This window comes from Bacillus sp. RC252 (assembly GCF_044909215.1).
Classification (GTDB): Bacteria; Bacillota; Bacilli; order Bacillales; family Bacillaceae_G; genus Bacillus_A; species Bacillus_A mycoides.
Window position 1 is genome coordinate 223,288 of the sequence record NZ_JBIYDV010000005.1, and the last position, 17,196, is coordinate 240,483.

21 protein-coding genes are annotated in these 17,196 nt (G+C 35.1%); 2 read left to right on the plus strand and 19 right to left on the minus strand.

Annotated features, from left to right (window positions below; translation table 11 throughout):
• Positions 1-228: 228 nt before the first annotated feature.
• The 19 genes from ABH960_RS09500 to ABH960_RS09590 form a co-directional block, all read right to left on the minus strand.
• Entirely contained in the window at positions 229-564 is a 336-nt protein-coding gene (locus ABH960_RS09500) for a DUF3964 family protein (RefSeq protein ID WP_002030948.1), read from the minus strand.
• Positions 565-613: 49 nt separating this feature from the next.
• Complete coding sequence (locus ABH960_RS09505) at positions 614-1,837, minus strand: flagellar hook protein FlgE (protein WP_002126594.1); 1,224 nt, start codon at positions 1,835-1,837, stop codon at positions 614-616.
• A gap of 16 nt (positions 1,838-1,853) precedes the next feature.
• Positions 1,854-2,432 carry a flagellar hook assembly protein FlgD gene (locus tag ABH960_RS09510; protein ID WP_404444681.1) on the minus strand — a complete coding sequence of 193 codons (579 nt, stop codon included), beginning with the start codon at positions 2,430-2,432 and terminating at the stop codon, positions 1,854-1,856.
• A 3-nt stretch (positions 2,433-2,435) separates the two neighbouring features.
• On the minus strand, positions 2,436-3,545 hold the full coding sequence (locus ABH960_RS09515) for a flagellar hook-length control protein FliK (protein WP_002126592.1): 1,110 nt from the start codon (positions 3,543-3,545) through the stop codon (positions 2,436-2,438).
• 10 nt (positions 3,546-3,555) lie between these two features.
• Entirely contained in the window at positions 3,556-3,966 is a 411-nt protein-coding gene (locus ABH960_RS09520; protein WP_002012036.1) for a hypothetical protein, read from the minus strand.
• A gap of 115 nt (positions 3,967-4,081) precedes the next feature.
• Positions 4,082-5,386: a flagellar protein export ATPase FliI gene (gene fliI / locus ABH960_RS09525; RefSeq protein WP_404444684.1), complete on the minus strand. Its 1,305-nt coding sequence runs from the start codon at positions 5,384-5,386 to the stop codon at positions 4,082-4,084.
• The gene (locus ABH960_RS09530; protein WP_033706611.1) at positions 5,383-6,069 is read right to left on the minus strand and encodes a FliH/SctL family protein; all 687 of its coding nucleotides are present in this window, start codon (positions 6,067-6,069) and stop codon (positions 5,383-5,385) included. Before ABH960_RS09530 ends, fliI begins: the two co-directional genes overlap by 4 nt.
• Positions 6,056-7,060 carry a flagellar motor switch protein FliG gene (gene fliG, locus ABH960_RS09535; protein ID WP_002030936.1) on the minus strand — a complete coding sequence of 335 codons (1,005 nt, stop codon included), beginning with the start codon at positions 7,058-7,060 and terminating at the stop codon, positions 6,056-6,058. The genes ABH960_RS09530 and fliG overlap by 14 nt, the downstream gene beginning before the upstream one ends.
• A 13-nt stretch (positions 7,061-7,073) precedes the next feature.
• Positions 7,074-8,654 (minus strand): flagellar basal-body MS-ring/collar protein FliF, encoded by a 1,581-nt coding sequence (gene fliF / locus ABH960_RS09540; RefSeq protein ID WP_201055944.1) that lies wholly within the window; start codon positions 8,652-8,654, stop codon positions 7,074-7,076.
• 22 nt (positions 8,655-8,676) lie between these two features.
• Positions 8,677-8,976: a flagellar hook-basal body complex protein FliE gene (fliE, locus tag ABH960_RS09545; RefSeq protein ID WP_002064631.1), complete on the minus strand. Its 300-nt coding sequence runs from the start codon at positions 8,974-8,976 to the stop codon at positions 8,677-8,679.
• Positions 8,977-8,993: 17 nt separating this feature from the next.
• On the minus strand, positions 8,994-9,407 hold the full coding sequence (gene flgC, locus ABH960_RS09550; RefSeq protein ID WP_002030933.1) for a flagellar basal body rod protein FlgC: 414 nt from the start codon (positions 9,405-9,407) through the stop codon (positions 8,994-8,996).
• Between the two features lie 20 nt (positions 9,408-9,427).
• Positions 9,428-9,913 carry a flagellar basal body rod protein FlgB gene (gene flgB, locus ABH960_RS09555; RefSeq protein ID WP_050551290.1) on the minus strand — a complete coding sequence of 162 codons (486 nt, stop codon included), beginning with the start codon at positions 9,911-9,913 and terminating at the stop codon, positions 9,428-9,430.
• A gap of 344 nt (positions 9,914-10,257) precedes the next feature.
• The gene (locus tag ABH960_RS09560) at positions 10,258-10,530 is read right to left on the minus strand and encodes a hypothetical protein (protein WP_002126578.1); all 273 of its coding nucleotides are present in this window, start codon (positions 10,528-10,530) and stop codon (positions 10,258-10,260) included.
• On the minus strand, positions 10,520-10,888 hold the full coding sequence (locus ABH960_RS09565; RefSeq protein WP_002012050.1) for a flagellar export chaperone FliS: 369 nt from the start codon (positions 10,886-10,888) through the stop codon (positions 10,520-10,522). The genes ABH960_RS09560 and ABH960_RS09565 overlap by 11 nt, the downstream gene beginning before the upstream one ends.
• A 22-nt stretch (positions 10,889-10,910) precedes the next feature.
• Entirely contained in the window at positions 10,911-12,290 is a 1,380-nt protein-coding gene (locus tag ABH960_RS09570; protein ID WP_063226106.1) for a flagellar hook-associated protein 2, read from the minus strand.
• Positions 12,291-12,309: 19 nt separating this feature from the next.
• The gene (locus tag ABH960_RS09575; RefSeq protein WP_002168743.1) at positions 12,310-13,173 is read right to left on the minus strand and encodes a flagellar hook-associated protein 3; all 864 of its coding nucleotides are present in this window, start codon (positions 13,171-13,173) and stop codon (positions 12,310-12,312) included.
• A gap of 280 nt (positions 13,174-13,453) precedes the next feature.
• Positions 13,454-14,752, minus strand: a complete 1,299-nt coding sequence (gene flgK, locus ABH960_RS09580) for a flagellar hook-associated protein FlgK (RefSeq protein WP_002168744.1) — start codon at positions 14,750-14,752, stop codon at positions 13,454-13,456.
• 17 nt (positions 14,753-14,769) lie between these two features.
• The gene (locus tag ABH960_RS09585; RefSeq protein WP_002064619.1) at positions 14,770-15,222 is read right to left on the minus strand and encodes a flagellar export chaperone FlgN; all 453 of its coding nucleotides are present in this window, start codon (positions 15,220-15,222) and stop codon (positions 14,770-14,772) included.
• A gap of 15 nt (positions 15,223-15,237) precedes the next feature.
• Positions 15,238-15,702 (minus strand): YaaR family protein, encoded by a 465-nt coding sequence (locus tag ABH960_RS09590; protein ID WP_002086502.1) that lies wholly within the window; start codon positions 15,700-15,702, stop codon positions 15,238-15,240.
• A 143-nt stretch (positions 15,703-15,845) separates the two neighbouring features.
• Between ABH960_RS09590 and ABH960_RS09595 the strand changes: the two genes are divergently transcribed.
• Both ABH960_RS09595 and ABH960_RS09600 read left to right on the plus strand, forming a co-directional pair.
• On the plus strand, positions 15,846-16,343 hold the full coding sequence (locus tag ABH960_RS09595) for a flagellar motor switch protein FliG (RefSeq protein ID WP_002086503.1): 498 nt from the start codon (positions 15,846-15,848) through the stop codon (positions 16,341-16,343).
• Between the two features lie 39 nt (positions 16,344-16,382).
• Positions 16,383-17,165, plus strand: a complete 783-nt coding sequence (locus ABH960_RS09600) for a CheR family methyltransferase (RefSeq protein WP_002086504.1) — start codon at positions 16,383-16,385, stop codon at positions 17,163-17,165.
• Positions 17,166-17,196 lie beyond the last annotated feature (31 nt).

Consider the following 17,196-nt stretch of genomic DNA (forward strand, 5'->3'; position numbering starts at 1 on the left):
AGAGGCACCACCTAAAAACTTGGATTACAGCCTCTCCAACTACCTTAGAACTACTCCATATCTCTACAACATGCGAGCCACTCATAAGCACTGTCGCTACTACAATCCGGTGAGCCTAACAATCTCATTCATGGCTCCCAGCCTCTTCAACTAACCTAGAACCACTCCATATGCACTGACCGCTACTAAACATCGCTGGGCCCTCTCTCAAAACCTAAAAGAAAGCTTTTAAGCCCCTTTCAACAACTCAATGTTATTGAACCAAAAAGCAAGCTGCTGATCCGTAATATCCGGCAACATAACGAAAAACTCACGGCACTTCATCTCATCTTTAAACAGTTGATACTTCCAAACACCACTACTACCAATACTTACGAAGTAAAACTCGTGTATACGGCCAATGATTGCTTGTTTTTCACCAAACGAATATGGAGGCACTTGTTTGATTTCAAATTGATCTGGTAAATATACATGCTCTTCTCGTTCTATTTTTAACATTTGCTCAGCAAGCTCACGTTTATTTTCGAAAAAAGGCAATTGTAAAATTCGCTCTTGTCTTGTCATACGAATATAAAACCCTTCCTACTACGTTACAATTTTTCTTTACGATTTATTATCGAATTAAGTTCACAACTTCATTTAATACTTCATCTGAAATTTTGATTACTTTCGCATTTCCTTGGAATCCGCGTTGGTATAACATTAAATCAACGAATTCTACAGATAAATCTACGTTTGCACCTTCTTGTGCACTACCGCGTACTTTTCCTGCACCATTTTGACCAGATACACCCATTGCTAAAATACCAGTTGTATTTGTCGCTGTGTAGTTACCATTACCATTTTTCATTAAGCCGCCTTCGTTCGGGAACATCGCAACAGCTAATTGACCCGCAGCTTTCATACTTCCATCAGAATATTTTACCATCACATATCCACCGTCAGCAATAAAGCAATCTTTAACAGTCGCTGCTGCTCTACCATCTACGTCTGTTACTGCTAATGTTTTCTCTGTCGGATGGTTTGTTAATTTACTAAAATCTAAATTTACTGTTCCGCCATTAAATGGAATAGACGCTCCAGGGTTTTGCTGATTTGGCTTTCCTACCGCATCGAATGTTACATCACCGCCTGCGCCTTGAACCTCTTTAAACTCTGTTTCTTTTTTCGAGTCGTTACGCATATGTACTGTATATTTATAATTATGTTCACTAGTTTGTGTAAATTCTACACGCATTGTCCATGTATTACCGGCATCATCGTATGCAGGCAATTCTTGCGTAATCTGTTTTGCATCGGCTGGAATATTCCCTCCAACGACTCCTTTTGACGTTCGAATACCACCGATTGCTGATCCCATTGGAATTTGCAACGGTCCTGGAATACCAGATAAATCAACTTCACCAGTTGCTGCATTTGCAGGATATGCAAATACATATTGCCCTTCTGTATTCGTAATATAGTAATCTGAAGATATTCCAAATGTACCTTTACGCGTAAATTCCGTGTTGCCGCCTTTTGAATCGCCAACCACGAAGAAACCATTACCTTCCATTGCTGCTTGTGTTTTACCACCAGTTAGCGTAATTGTACCATCGCTATAATCCGTAACTGTTCCGCTCATTTTCACACCGTTACCGATACTTTTCGGGTTCGTCCCTGCGTATTTATCGTCGCCTTTTGAACCAATTGAATTGTTATACAGTAAATCATCAAACATTGCTTTTTGTTTTTTATAACCAACTGTTTGTGCATTGGCAATATTATTTGAAGTTACACTTAATGCATTTTGTGTTGCATTCATCCCTGTAATACTTGTATATAACGCTTTAATCATAACGTATGTACACTCCTTATGAATTTGTAGTTTTTACTTCTTCAGTTACTTTTTGATCGTCTTTCTTTGCATCTTCTGGATTCGTTTCTCCAATCGGTTTATCAGACACCCTCTCAACAAAGCGAAGAGATACAATCTTATTATCAATAACGAGCTGTACATCATTATTTTCCGCAAGGCGAACTGTCTCTACTTGACCAGTTACTTTTTTACCGTCACCGTCGATCCCTCTTACGTATTTCCCTAAAAACTTCATTCCGCCATCAAGCGCTGTCGAATACATCGTCGTTCTTAAAGAATCAACTGCTTTTGTCATATTTTGCACTTGTTCCATAAGAGATAACTGCGCTGTCTGATTCATCATTTGATTCATATCCATCGCATTGAATGGATCTTGGTGCTGGAAACTTGATAAAAATAATTTTAGAAAATCATCTTTCCCCATTACACCAGGAGTCTTTTGCTCTCCTGCTGAAACTCCATTTGTTTGTTGAACTGGCGATTGTACACCGTTAACAGGTACATAACTTTTTTGCGCTCCTGCTTGTAACGGAATATGATTTGTACTCGTTGTATTTAATCCAACTGTTGGCACGCTTTATTCCTCCAATAATCCCGCAAATTCTTTTGACTGTTGTTTCTCATGTTTCGTATTTGCTAATTTTTGTTTTTGCCTTTGTTCTTGTTCTCGCTGTTCTTTACGTTGTTCATCTTTTTCTGAATAACTTATTTGAATATTAATTTCTTTTTCTTTTAATTTTAGCTTCAATTCGTCAAAAATTATTTCAACACGCTTTTTCGCATCGTGTTTTTCCATTTCTACATGGACTTCAATTTGATCTCCATGCTTTTTCATAAATACAGTTAATGAACCAAGTTTCTCTGGATTTAGCTGGAATAAAACACGTTCTTGTTTCACTACAAACTTTTGCAGAGCCTCTACTTGTGCTTCCATTTTCTTGCCTAAGTCAGGTAATGTAACCTTCTCAGCTCCACTATTTTGTTTTCCTATTTGGTCAGTACCCGTTGCTTTATTTAATAACTCAGCTCCGGCCGAACTTGAGTCATTTAACTGATCGACTTTTGGTAACTCTACCTTCACATCATCGCTCTCTGCTTTCGGGAGTTCTACTTCCTTAGACTCCTCTTGTTTCTTTGCAATATTACAAGTTTCTGATTCTACGACTTTTAATACTTGCAACGTCTGCTCTGGCATCGTCACCTTGTCTAGCGCCATTTGCATTGTATCTTCTAAACATATGGCATTTTTAATATTCATGTTAGAAAAAAGCTCTTGTAATTGCTGTAATTCAGCTGCGGGCAATTCGTTCAGTTTAATATTTCCGTATTCTTTATATAACGCCTGTATTTTTTGTATGTATTGATATAACAATTCTGGCTGCACACGCAATTGCTCAATTGCAACCATCTGCTCAGATACAGCTAACAATAACTGTTCTGTCTCTTTCTTTTCTTCTTTCTTTACAATCGGCTCTTCTTTCGTTACCGTTTTTTTTGCGAGAATATATTCTTTCTTCTCTTCTTCTGGTGCTTCTTCTCGTTTCGTTTTCTCCGTTTTCGGCTGTTTTTTATTTTCAATTCTCATTGTATTATCGAATGAAGAATTTTCATTTTTCGATTGTACTTCTAGCCCTTTTTCTTTTTGCGGAGGTAAACTTTGCTGCACCGGTAATACAAACTGTATCACTACATCCACCTCATCCGTTCATACACATTTTTAAATCAAGAAGCATTTTTTCTTCCAGCTTTTCTTTTACTTTCGCAAGCTTCTTACAATCTTCTTCATACATTTCATCAATGACACGTTCTTTTTCTTTTATTTGCTCTAAAAAGCTTTCATTTTTTTGAATAAAACCTTCTGTTTTTTTAATTTTTCGATTCCATTCTTCTATTCTTTCAGGTGAAAATGTATGTGATGAAAGCATACCAGCCATAATACGTTGTCCCGTTTGTACAACCTTATTGCGTGATTTCACAACATATAGATCATATTCTTTTTTTTGTTCTATTTTTCTTTTTTCAGCTGTTAGTTCGTACACTTCTTTCAAGATATGTTCTTTCTCTTGATTAATCTGCAATTTAATCGTGTCGTACTGCTGCTTATCCACCCGTTTTCATAGCCCCTTCCTATTATAACGTTACCTTTTTCTATTATATAGTTTTTTTACAAAAAAATCTGTGAAATATTAAAATCAAAAAAATAAGACCTCAAAGGGCGAGATCTTATACAATATGGTGCATCGCTTGGACAACATCTTCAAACTGAAAACTATCCGTTCGACCTTGTTTTAAAAACGTATTTATAGCTTCTACTTTATTTTTACATTCAAAAATATAAGCATTTTCTTCATTCTCTTGAATTGTTCCAAGTTTAAAATACAATTCATTCTCTTTATAAATAGATAGAATTTTTCTCATTTCATTTGCAAGTTGCCAATGATTCGGCGATACGATTTCTTCCATAATCCTACTTACCGAATCTAATACCGAAATGGCAGGGTAATGACTAAGAGTTGCGAGCTCACGTTTTAATACAATATGTCCATCTAAAATACCACGAGCTAAATCTGGTACAGGACCATTTAAATCATCACCATCAACTAACACTGTATAAATACCTGTTATTGACCCTTTTTGCGTTTTTCCTGATCGTTCTAATAACTTTTTCATATAACTTTCCATTAACAGTGTTTTACCACCGATCGGTAATTCCTTTACCGCAATATCAACACTTCGGCGTGCATCAGCAAAACGAGTAACAGAATCCATCATAAGTAATACGTTATTACCTTGGTCACGGAAATATTCAGCAATAGATGTTGCAAGCTTAGCCGCACGAAGTTGCATAAGGTGACTTTCATCTGACGTTGCTACAACAACGACACTTTTTTTCATACCTTCTTCGCCTAATTCTTTTCGAATAAAGTCTTTTACTTCTCGGCCACGTTCTCCTACTAAACTAATAACGTTAATATCAGCTTTTGCGTTTTTCGCAATCATTCCAAGCAAGGTAGATTTACCAACACCCGATCCTGCGAAAATACCAATCTTTTGACCAATCCCAATCGTTAACATGGAATCAATCGATTTAATTCCCGTTTCAAATACTTCTGTAATTTCTTCACGCTCAAATGCATGAATCGGCGGTGCATCTAATTTTATTTTTTGTAGTGGAATGTTTTCAGTGTTCTCATTTAACACTTCACCATTCGCACTTAACACTTTCCCAAGTAAATGATTACCACGAGGTACAACAACATCTTCTTCAATTAATGTAACTGCATCTCCGTAACATACTTTTTCTGTCTGTCCAAATGGAAGTAGCATATTATTTTCTTTTTCAATCGCAATTACTTCACATAAGACACTATGTTCTCCAACGAGACAAACATCTCCAATCTTTGCTTTCGGACCTTTCGCTACAAAAAACTGCTCTTGTACACTATGAACTTTGCCAACTTTCGTATAAAACGGTGTTTCAATAAATGTATTCCATTTATTATGTTCATTCATTAGCTCGTTGTTCATACATTTTGCTCCTCAAACAACTTCTCTTCTTCCCACTTATGACGAAGCTTCGCAAATATAGGCGCAAATTTAAACTCAAAAAACTCTTTCTCTTCTTCCAGAACAAATTCGCCAAACTGTAAAGAAAAATCATACTTCCATTCTACTAATTGTAGTAGCCAATACTCTTTCGTATTTTCTTTCTCTTCTTGTATACGTTCAAATGTTTCTGGATGAACCGTTATAATTAATTTTTCAAATGAAGTAGGCAATGTTTGCACGATGCCTGTTAAAATCGGCAAAACGTCTAATAAGCGCGAATCTACCGCTTGATTCACTACTTTTTCTGCTAACTGAAAAGATTGATTCCATAATAACTCTGTCCATTCGTATGCTGTTTCTTGTTGTTCTTTTTGAAACTGTATACGCGCTGCTTCCATCTGTTCCATTTGTTCATGAATATGCATTTGAAACTGTTCTTTATCTTGCAACAACTGCTGACGCTCTCGTTCTAGCATTTGCTGCTGCTGCCTTAGCTGATTCATTTCAATATGTAATGCATCTTGCTGTGCAAGAAGTTCTGCATGATCCACTTGTATCTCTTCTTCAATGTGAACTGATACTGGTTTCGGAAATTGTAATTCATACGTTTCTTCAGAAAAAGAAACAGAATTCTTCGGAATTCTGTTTTTAAATAAGGACATCATCTTCACCTCTTTGAACGATAATTCTTCCTTCTTTTTCTAACTTTTTCACCGTACCTGTAATCGTTTGTTGTGCTTTTTCAGCATCCGTCATCTTAAGCGGTCCTAAGCCATCTAACTCTTCAAGAATCATCTCTCTACGGTTTGAAGACATACATGTAAATAGTTTCTCTTTAATTTCTTCTTTTGCAATTTTAAGTGCTTTCGCGATAACACCGTTATCTGTAATTTCCTCTAATACACGGCGAAGCGCAAGATCCTCAAGACCAAGTAAGTCTTCAAAGACAAACATATTTTCTTTAATTTTCTCAGATAACGCATAATCGACTTCATCCAGCTTTTGAAAGACTGTTTTTTCAACACCTCGTGAAACATTATTTAAAATGTTCACTATTGTTTTCAATCCATCTGTTTTATTAATAGCACTAAATGCCATATTATTTAATTTTGCTTTTAATAACTCACCAATTTGATTAATTAATTCACCATCTACTTGTTCAAGCTTTGCAATACCCATTACCGTCTCTACACGTTTATGATCTGGTAATCTCTCAATTAATTGAGAAGCAAGTTGCGGCTTAATATAAGAAGCAATAATCGCTATCGTTTGTGGCGATTCATCATTAAGCACTGTAAGAAGTGGCTCTAAATCTGTAAGTGAATTTAAGAATTCAAATGGATTATCTTTGTTATACCAAAGGTCTTCCAATAATTTTTCCAACTCGTCTTCTGGCATATTTTTAAATATACGACGAATGTATTCTTTATCTGGAGTTACTAAATTCAACTCTTTTACATTTAGTTCGTACAAAAACTCCCCTAGTACATTTTCTAACGTTTCTGGTTTATATACACGAAACTTCGCGATTTCGCGAAGTAACACTTCTTTTTCCTCAGCCGTCATATATTCAATGACTTTTGCTGCCACCTCTTCGTTTAATGTACGAATGAGGATGGCAGCTTTCTCTTTGGAGGAGATTTCATCTAACATTGTTTTTCCTCCCTTACTGTCCGTTTAACCATTTTTTAATTACTTTTGCAGTACCTTCTACATGCTCTTTCGTAGCTTCCTGCACTTGATCATCTAATGTAGGTTCTGATGGTTCTACCGGTTCTGGTTCTGGCTTTGGCTCTGGTACTATTTTTTCTTCAGGAATTTCCAGGATACTTTCACTACTAGCAGCAATTTCTTCTTCTGCTAAGTATTCTTCATATTCCTCTTCTTCTCTCTTTTTCTTACGTCTTGCTAAGAAAAACCATACTAGGCCAATTATTGCTAGCAAGCCAGCTGTAATTCCACCGAATAACCACCAGTTCATACCACTTTTTTCTGGCTCTTTCTCTTTTTCAACTTTCGGCTGGTCGAACTGAACAGTTACAACGTTAACTTGACCGTTTGTAAAGTTTCCATTCGGATCAGCTTGAAGCCCAGCTGCTGTGCCAATCGCTTCTTTAAATGTTGTCATATCAATTTTTCGTTTTACTAACGTATCGTTATCTACCCATACAACAACATTTGTTTTTGTTAATTCCGGATGTTTCTTAATTGTTTCAACTGTTTTATCTATTTCATAGTTTTCAATTTTGTTACCATTTTTATTATCGTAGACAACTTTACCGTTTTGATTATTGTTCGTACCGTAGTTCGGCACTTCACCGTTCGCTGTAATACCCGCACCTTGCTTCGTATCTGCTCCTTCTTGCGCAGTAGAACTTTCCTCTTGCTCTTGTTTACTGCGAAGTACACCTTTATCGCCATATTTTTCTGACTGACGTGTAACTTCATCGTAGTTTACAGACACTTTCGTATTCACTTTATATTCATTTGATTTAAACATCGTCATTAACGTTGCGTCAATATCTTGCTTTAATTTACCTTCAATTTGATGCTGCATCTCTACTTCTTTTTCATAAGAAGAGGAACTGTTAGAATGCGCTTCATCTGTTCCTTTTGAGATGATACCTTTTTTACTATCAATAACACTTACTTCTTCTGCTTTCACGCCAGGAACTGCCGCACTAATCATTTGCTGTATACCAGCAACTTGATCAGCTGTTAATAATTGTCCACGCTTCACACCAACAGTTATCGCCGCTGTTCCTTTTGCTTTTTCTTCATCAAAAATTGTTTCTTTTTCAGGTAATGTAATTTGCACATTTGCCGTTTCAACTGTCGCGAAGTTTCGTACAATATCTTGCTCCAATTGCTTTTTCGTGCCGACAATCTGCTTCATTTTCTTATCTTGTTCACTTGAACCGAGTGAGCTTTCTAATAGAATTTCCTCACCGCTTTTTGAATTAAACGGCAAGCCCATTCCATTCATTTCTTTTCGAACCCATGGAGCATCGTTCTTTTGCACTCGAATCGAACCATCGGCTGCTAATTGGTAATCAACACCTAGCTTCGATAATTCTGCTGTAATCTCTTGCTTATCTGTATCATTTAAATTTTGATATACAACAACATATTTATCTGGCAAGGTGAAGTATAAAAGTGCTCCTGTTGCAATCGCTAAAAGCGCAGCACCAATCACTAACTTATGCCACGTTTTCAGCGATTGGAAAACATTTTTTATCTTTTCCATTTAAATACACCCGTCCATTTTCCTAAATTTGCATATTAATTAGTGACTTATAATTTTCAATAAGATTATCGCGTACGAGAGCAGCTGTTTTCATTTGTGATTCAGCTTTCTTCTGCTGAATTAAAACGTCATGCGTTTCCCCTACCCCTTTTGTCAGTAAATCATATACTGCTGTTTGGGCATTATTTTGCGTTTGATTCATATCTTCCAATAAATCAATAAACTTTTTGCCTTCAACTACAGATGTTTCTGAAGTTTTCTGTGTGCCAATCGGCTGAATCGCTCCAAATGGCTGTGTATTTAACATTGGTTGAATTTTCATATTTCCCCTCTTCCCCCTTATCCTCGGCCGATTTCTAAATCTTTATCGAGCATTTTTTTGTTCGCATTTAATACGCTTGTATTTGCTTCATACATTTTTTGAGCAACCATTACATTCGTCATCTCAGCTGTCACATCAATGTTCGGATAACGTACATATCCTTCTTCATTTGCATGCGGATGCGTCGGATCATACACAAGGTTTTCATTTCGATCCGTTTCAATACTTTTTATTTTCACTCCGTTAGTAGGAGCTCCATCTAGCATGCTTGCAAAACTATTATTTGATTCCAACACCACACTTCGGCGGTGATACGGCTCTGCGCCCGGTGCTCCCGTCGTATTTGCATTTACGATATTGTTAGAAGTAACTTCCATCCATTTTCTCGCTGTAGTTAGCCCTGAGCCACTTGCATTAATTGCCTGAAACATCGTTGTCTCCCCTTTTACTATTAACGTCCACGTGCTGCTTGGTTAATAGCGTATTGCGTATTAATTGCATTAATTGAAACACCGTATAATTGGTTTGTTTTCATTAAATCTAGCATTTCTGTCGTTACATCAACACTGTTTCCATCTTTATTCGTTTGCATTGATTTCGTTTGAATCTTTGCGTATGTATTTTTCGTATTTGCTGTCGGTAAGTGCATTACATTCGTTTGATATAAATCTGGATTACTCTTTAAATCCGCAGCATTTTTTTTATATAATGCACTGCTCATATTCATTTGCTCAGCAAATGTTACATCTTGTGCTTTATAGCCAGGTGTATTCGCATTTGCAATATTACTAGAAACGGTATTTCGCTTCGTTACTAAATAGTTCATATAATGACTTACATCACTAACTAAATCTGGCATATTCCACACCCTTCCTTTTCCATCATGCTTGTTTAGCGCATGATCATCCACTGATGGAAGTTTCACTTTATTATTCATTTTCCTATATGTATTTATTTATTAAAATATTATCTATTTTGTACCCTTACATATTTTATTCCATTTTTCCATTGTTGTCTTTAGAAAAATACAAAAATATAAAAAAGAATATAAAAAACTGTATACGCGTAGTAATCCATGTAACATTTTGATATATAAACAATAAAAAAAGAGCCTCCATACACTTCTCTCCATAAAATAAAGACATCTTATTTTTCATTGTTTGGATTATTACCATTCTTTTTATTACAGTCATAAAGTGAAACCTCAATCAGCGGAACGCCTTATTCAAACAATGGAATGGATCCCCTTTTAAAAGGGGTATCCATTTCCATATTTCCCCATTAAAATTTACCGTAAAACGAATTCGCTTTCATTCGTCCATCATTTGTCATAATCATTTCTTCCAAAATCTTTTGCTTATCTCGAATATGCTGTGCTGCCTTAATTATTAATGGACTCACTTCCGCTGCAACATCTGCGCGCGTCTTTTCATCCAAGGTCATCATCCAGCGATTTAACATAGCACTTTTCTCAGCAAATTCTTCATCTGACACTTGCAATTCACCGATTTCATTAAAACAGCCGACAAACGCTCGATAAATATCATTGTTCATTTTCGAGTGCTCCGCGGTAACCGTCTATTAAATCTTGTAACACTTGTACAATCGCATCCATGTCTTTTGCTTCACGCGTTACTTTCATCGTCTGAATTTGAATGCTAATCCAATCATATAAACCGAATAGACTATCATATAAATCTTTCGTAATCTCAGGATTTAATTGAAGCTTTAACTCTTCAAAAATACGTTCTAATTTTTCAAGAAGCGCATCTCCTTCTTGTAGTTTAAAAGTATTTAAAAGCTCTTCTAAATTACGAAACTCAACGATACATCTTTCATAAATAAAAATTGTATTTTTAATCGGATTACTCGTCATAATATCATTTTGCATATAACGTTGCCATGCTTGCATACAATCACTTCCTTAACTTTCATTAATCATCACTTTTTTGTTTTGTCATTGCTTTAATAGTTTTCAATTGGCTATCAAGCTCCGCTAGTGTACTTTCTAGTTTTTGATACTTCTTCACGATTTCATCTTGTTTTTGCAGATTTTGTGTTTCAATATCTTTAATCTTTTTATCTAAATCACTTACACGAGAATCGATGTTTTTTACTCGCTCTCCAACTACACCTTTATCACCAAATAGTTTATCAAGTGGCTCTTCCATCATCTTCCCTAAACCGTTAGAACCAAAGAAAAATTGCTTCGCTGCATCCGGCTTGTCTTTTAACGCTTTTGTTAATTGTTCATCATTAACTTCCATCGTCCCGTCTTGCTTTAATTGAATTCCAAATGAAAACAAATAATTACCGTCTTGAGAAAATGTTACGACATTATTCATCGCTTGACGTACACTTTGCATAATAGCTTGACCTTGGAAAGCTCCACCTTTTCCAGCAAAAATATCTATTGTAGAAACAGCTTTATTATAATCAGCCACCATCTTTTTAATAATATTTGATGCGTCTGTTACATTTGAATCACTTACTGTAAACTTCAGATCTATACCTTTTGCTTTTGGATCTGTTGTTGTACCTGCATCTGGTGTTCCTTCTGCTTTTGACTCCGTCACTTTTAGTAATTCAATTTTCACACCAGGAAGAGCTTCAATTGTATTGGTAGAACTTTTACCTGGGATACCGTTTATACTATATATGGCATTTTGCGCTTCATTAATTGTATTGACTGCTGTGCCATCCGCCTTAGCTAAACCAATATCTTGAAACAGTGTAGATGTGTTCTCCTTAAAATTAATTTCTCCATCTGTTCCTTCTTTTTTCGAGGACATAAAAATTTTATCTCCAAGTGTATAAGCCGATACGCCATAATCTCCATCATTAATTTTATTTATTAAATCTTTATATGTCATATCAGTTGTTACTTTTAGATCTTTACCGCCTAGTTTTAATGTTTCATCTTTAGGAAGTTTTGCATTTATATCAGTAATAGGATTAGAAGCTATTTGATGACGCTGTGCAAGCTGTGTAATCGTCATATTAAAAGTTCCTGCAATCGCGCCACCATCAGCTTTTACATTAATATAACCGTCTTGTGTTGTTGTAACTTTTTTCTCATTCCCTTTAAAAGCCGCTAAGTTTTTAAAAGTTTGTGTGAAAGAACTAAATTCTGATTTTAAGCTTGTATATAATAGTTTATCTTGTGAAAGTTGGTTCTTTTCATTAGTATATGGTGTTTTTCTCATATCTAACGCTTGCATTTCTAATTCTACAAAGTTAGAAGTATCGATCATATTATTTCCGAGGTTCCAAATCTGTTGTCTACCACCAATACCTGTTAACGTCCCTGCCATATTTCTCACTCCTTATTGTTTACATATAATCTAAAATACTCGTTTTACTCATCGTGCTAACTGCTTTAAGCGTTGCTTCATAAGTTGCATTAATATACGCTAGGTCTGAAATTGCTACCGCTAAATCAACATCTTCAATTTCTTTACGATTTTCTTGAAGCGCTAAATTTTGCTCACTTAAAATTGTTTTAAATGTCTCCATTGTATTCATTGTTGAACCAACTTCAGTTGTACGGTTAATGATGCCATCTAAGTTTTTCTTATTTTCTCCTAATAATGGTTGCAAAGCTTTTTGATCACCGTTATTCAGCGCTTCACTCATCTGTTTTAACGTTTTTATAACTGGTGATAATAATTCTTCTCCGTTACGAAATGCTTTTAATTGATAACCGTCATTTAGTTGCCAGTTCACATCATTTTTTCCACCTTGATACGTACCGTCCTCTGTAAATGGGGCTTGTTCAGCACTATCCCCACCGAAAATATAACGGCCTTGCTCTTTCGTATTCGCTAAATATACAACTTGTTTTAAAATTTGATCAATCTCTGCACCGATTGCCTTCAATTCTTTTTCACTATTCGTCCCATTTAGCGCTTGTACTGTTAATTGATCCGCTCTTGTTAAAGATTTAAAAACACCTTGTAAAGTATTTTCAGTTTGTGTTAGTACATTTTTCGAATCCGCTAAATCTTTTTGCATTTGTTCAATATTTGCTAGCGAATGTTGAATCGCAAATGATTTACTTGCCGCCAGCGGATCTTCACTCATAAGAAGGTTTTTCTTCCCAGAAGTTACTTGATTTCGGTGGTATTGCTGTTGCACATTCAAATCCATCATCTGATTCTTTGCCCAATTTGCATTTTGAAACGTAGATACTCTCATCTCTATCTTCTCCTTTATCTATATTTGAATTGGCGTGAAGAAGAAACCGCAACTATATACGGCTCTCCTCTTCCCTCATAAAAAAGACTTTTCGTTTTCATTTAATTTATATAGGGGGGACGCTTGCTAAACATGGCTATTCTCTCCCTTAACTTCCCCTTCACCCATCTCATATCTCTGGTCTAACATGGCTTGGTCCACTAAAAGGCTCTGTCCGCTTCTACCTTGCGCCGGATCCTCTCTTCCCTCATAAAAAAAGCTTTTTCGATCCTTCTACATGCTATCTAATAATCGAAAACAAACTATCAAACACTTCATTCATCGTCGTAATAGCTTTAGAGTTTGCAACAAAATATTTTTGGAAAGCCATTAAATTAACCATTTCCTCTTCCATATTAACGCCTTCTATACTCATCTTTTCTTCCTGAATACCTTCTAATAAATCTTTATGAATGTTTTGATAAGCATTCACTGCACTTTTATCAGAAGCTACACCAACTATAAATTGGTCTAATGCTTGTTTATAAGAAAGACCTTCTTTATAATCTCCCTCTGTAATTCCTGCTAGTTTATTTGCTGTTTCAGCAGAGATTTTCATTTTCGAAACATCTTTTGCGAATTCAGGGTTTAACTGAATATCTTTCGCATGATCTCCAACGAAGAAATCTTTTCCCATCACTGTATTCACTTGACCTTTTACAGAACTCATTAATTCTTCAAGGTTTTTCTTATAACTAGCAATCTTCGCTTTCGTATCTATCGCTGATTGAATTGCTCCACCATTTAAAGGAATATCCGATCCATAAATCGCAACAGACATTGGTTCTTTTTCTTTATTTAATTGAAGTGGATATGTATCTTGTCCATTTACTGTTAAAACACCATTCATTCTAACACTCGCGATATTAGGATTCATAGATTCATAAGATACTTCAATATTGGCATACTTAGACATCTCTGTAACGATGCGATCACGTTCGTCTAATAGTTGATTAGGTACTTGTGTCCCTGCTTGTCCAATTTTTTTATTCGCCTCTGCTAAACTAGCACCAAGACGATTAAATTCATTCACATGTGCTTCAATATCTTCTGTCGTCTGTGCTTCTGCTGTATCTAAGTTTTTCGCAAGACGATTTATCTGACTTGTGAACTTCCCAGTTTCAGAAACTAATGTATCGTAGTAGTTTGGTTGTTCTGGATTTTTTGCAACTTCACGAAAAGCATTGAAGAATCCATCCATTAAACTAGATAATGAATTTTTCCCTGTCGTTCCTACCATAGACTCTACTCGTGATAAAGTAGAATTCATATATGCGTAGTAAGAGAACTGTGACAACTGATCATTAAATTGCTTCGTTTTCACTTCATCTGTAATACGGTCAACTCCTAATGTTTGTACACCATAACCGATTCTCTGTTCAGGCGTATGACCGTTACTTGCTCCAACAGATCCGTAATTTACCATTTGACGAACATAACCCGGCGTATGAATGTTAGATAAGTTTTGTTTTGTCGTTTGTAATCCCATTTGGGCCGCTAGCATACCAGATAACGGCGTATTATAATCAGATAATCTCATAATGCTTCACTTCTCCTTTACAATAGTTCATTCATAAAGATTTGCGAATTATTGTTTTTCTCCAAATTGTATTCAGAAACGGAATCCACAATACTTTCTGTAGTTTTTAATAGTACGTTTAAGTAATATTGATTTTTCAAAAGAATCATTTTTACATTTTCTTCTAATTCATTTAAACTTTTTTGTAATTCTTCCATTTTTTCATTTTCTTCCTGTGAAAAATACGAAAATAGCGAACGCATACGCAGCGGTTCAACTTGTTTTTCTTTACAAAGCTGAACAACCATTTCCTCAAAAGATCGCGATAATCCTTTAACACCTTCTATGTACTGCAATTGCTCTACTTGCAACTTTTGAACTGCATTTACATTTTTATTTTTTAAATTCTCATATATTTGTTCCCCAAGCGTTTGAATATTTTCATATGCCTTTTGAATAATAACGAGCTTTTCATATAATTGTATGTACATATAGCTTCCTTTCCTTTACAAGACTAAATTTACAATCAAACCATGAATTTCTCCAATTTGATTTAACATTTCTAAATGCCCTGTTTTCGTATTAATTAAATTCATAACATCTTCTAACTCAGTTAATCCCATTTCAGCTTGTTTTACGATCGTCATTTTCTGCGAATATCCGTAACGCGGATGACGAGACATAACATCTTTATACTGCAATACGTTATCAACGTAAAAATTCAAAAATGATTTTACAGTATTTTTGTATTCCATTACATTATCGAGCGTTAACTCTAATTCGATTTTCTCTTTAATTTCTCCAATGTTATCAACAAGTGCTTCCATTTGTTCTAACAATTTATCTTTTTTCGGATCTGCATGCAAATTATCCGAAAAAGCAAGTCCTGTCCTGACATTTGCTTCTTTCGGCATTTGAGTAGCAGGCGGTATATGCGATAAAATTGGATTATGCGAGATAGAACGCAGCATATATATCACCTATTTATTTTTTTATTTCCTTCCAAACTTAATCGTAAAATCCAGTTATTTATAATTATACTCTGTACAATGATATTTTGCAGTTATTTTTTATAGAAGATATGTTACAATTTAGCATGAGGTGGCACAAATCTATGAATATTTTTCTTTGTGGTTCAAATCAATTAACAGCATTAGATCAGGAAGAAATAAAAAAATTTTTAATTGACTATGCTCACAAACATAAAATTTACATATTATGTTATAAATCTATTGAAAATGAAGTTCTTCGTTTTTTCATTGAAAATGAAAGGCTCGCTCAAAATTTATGCCTTTACACACTGCAACCGTTACATGTATTAACAGACGAATTTCAAGAAGTCGTTGATTATTTAAAAAAACACGGAGCAGAGTATATTGCTTTTGATCATCCTTCCGACTCCATTTATCGATCAGATTATATGTTTTTTGTAAAGCAAATTATCGAAGATACCGATTTAGTTCTCTGTTTTTATAACGGAGATAAACATACGTCTGTCATTCCCGTTGACGTTGCAAAAGAAGCAGGAATTGATGCTGTTATTTATGATTTACCAGGCTTACATGAAAAGCAGCTGAAAAAAAGCTTTGAACAAAAAATTCGTATGATGTAAAGGGGGAGGCACAATATCGTTATTGTGCCTATTGTAAATATGATAACTGAACAAGATTATAATCAATTTGTCGTAAGTTTTAAACAGCACTTTAATATGGATATCGCTTCCTATAAGCAAGATAGAATGCGCCGAAGAATCGACGCTTTCATTTCGAGAAAAGGTTTTGAAAATTACACAAATTTTTTAAATAATTTACGCACCGATCAAACGTTATTTTTAAGTTTTATTGACTATATTACAATTAACGTATCAGAGTTTTTCAGAAATAAAGAGCGCTGGCAAACGTTAGAGACGAAAGCTCTACCAAAGCTACTTGAACAAAATAACGGTAAATTAAAAATTTGGAGTGCTGCTTGCGCTGCCGGTGAAGAACCATATACACTTTCTTTAATATTATCGAAGCATCTAGCTCCGTTTCGTTATGACATTCAAGCAACGGATCTTGATTTTCATGTTTTAGCAACTGCAAAACGTGGTCAATATACAGAACGCTCTTTGAAAGAATTACCTAATGATTTAAAACAACGTCATTTCACAAAAGAAGATGATACATATATATTGCATCAAAATATTAAACAGCAAGTTACATTTAAACAACATGATTTATTAATGCAGACATTTGATACGAACTACGATTTAATCATTTGCCGAAATGTAATGATTTACTTTACAGAAGAAGCAAGAATAAAGCTTTATGAAAAGTTTAGTCGTTCTTTACGAAAAGGCGGCGTACTATTCGTTGGTAGCACAGAACAAATTTTAACACCCGAACGCTACAATCTTCAGCGCTTTGATACATTCTTTTACGAAAAAGTATAAAAGAAGGTCGTCATAATTAAAATGACGACCT

Bases quoted from the DNA above. Each gene is read 5' to 3' on its own strand.
- ABH960_RS09500 (WP_002030948.1), bottom strand. From the start codon at position 564: ATGACAAGACAAGAGCGAATTTTACAATTGCCTTTTTTCGAAAATAAA.
- ABH960_RS09505 (WP_002126594.1), bottom strand. From the start codon at position 1,837: ATGATTAAAGCGTTATATACAAGTATTACAGGGATGAATGCAACACAA.
- fliI (WP_404444684.1), bottom strand. From the start codon at position 5,386: ATGAACAACGAGCTAATGAATGAACATAATAAATGGAATACATTTATT.
- ABH960_RS09530 (WP_033706611.1), bottom strand. From the start codon at position 6,069: ATGTCCTTATTTAAAAACAGAATTCCGAAGAATTCTGTTTCTTTTTCT.
- fliG (WP_002030936.1), bottom strand. From the start codon at position 7,060: ATGTTAGATGAAATCTCCTCCAAAGAGAAAGCTGCCATCCTCATTCGT.
- fliF (WP_201055944.1), bottom strand. From the start codon at position 8,654: ATGGAAAAGATAAAAAATGTTTTCCAATCGCTGAAAACGTGGCATAAG.
- fliE (WP_002064631.1), bottom strand. From the start codon at position 8,976: ATGAAAATTCAACCAATGTTAAATACACAGCCATTTGGAGCGATTCAG.
- flgC (WP_002030933.1), bottom strand. From the start codon at position 9,407: ATGTTTCAGGCAATTAATGCAAGTGGCTCAGGGCTAACTACAGCGAGA.
- flgB (WP_050551290.1), bottom strand. From the start codon at position 9,913: ATGAATAATAAAGTGAAACTTCCATCAGTGGATGATCATGCGCTAAAC.
- ABH960_RS09560 (WP_002126578.1), bottom strand. From the start codon at position 10,530: ATGAACAATGATATTTATCGAGCGTTTGTCGGCTGTTTTAATGAAATC.
- ABH960_RS09565 (WP_002012050.1), bottom strand. From the start codon at position 10,888: ATGCAAGCATGGCAACGTTATATGCAAAATGATATTATGACGAGTAAT.
- ABH960_RS09570 (WP_063226106.1), bottom strand. From the start codon at position 12,290: ATGGCAGGGACGTTAACAGGTATTGGTGGTAGACAACAGATTTGGAAC.
- ABH960_RS09575 (WP_002168743.1), bottom strand. From the start codon at position 13,173: ATGAGAGTATCTACGTTTCAAAATGCAAATTGGGCAAAGAATCAGATG.
- flgK (WP_002168744.1), bottom strand. From the start codon at position 14,752: ATGAGATTATCTGATTATAATACGCCGTTATCTGGTATGCTAGCGGCC.
- ABH960_RS09585 (WP_002064619.1), bottom strand. From the start codon at position 15,222: ATGTACATACAATTATATGAAAAGCTCGTTATTATTCAAAAGGCATAT.
- ABH960_RS09590 (WP_002086502.1), bottom strand. From the start codon at position 15,702: ATGCTGCGTTCTATCTCGCATAATCCAATTTTATCGCATATACCGCCT.
- ABH960_RS09595 (WP_002086503.1), top strand. From the start codon at position 15,846: ATGAATATTTTTCTTTGTGGTTCAAATCAATTAACAGCATTAGATCAG.
- ABH960_RS09600 (WP_002086504.1), top strand. From the start codon at position 16,383: ATGATAACTGAACAAGATTATAATCAATTTGTCGTAAGTTTTAAACAG.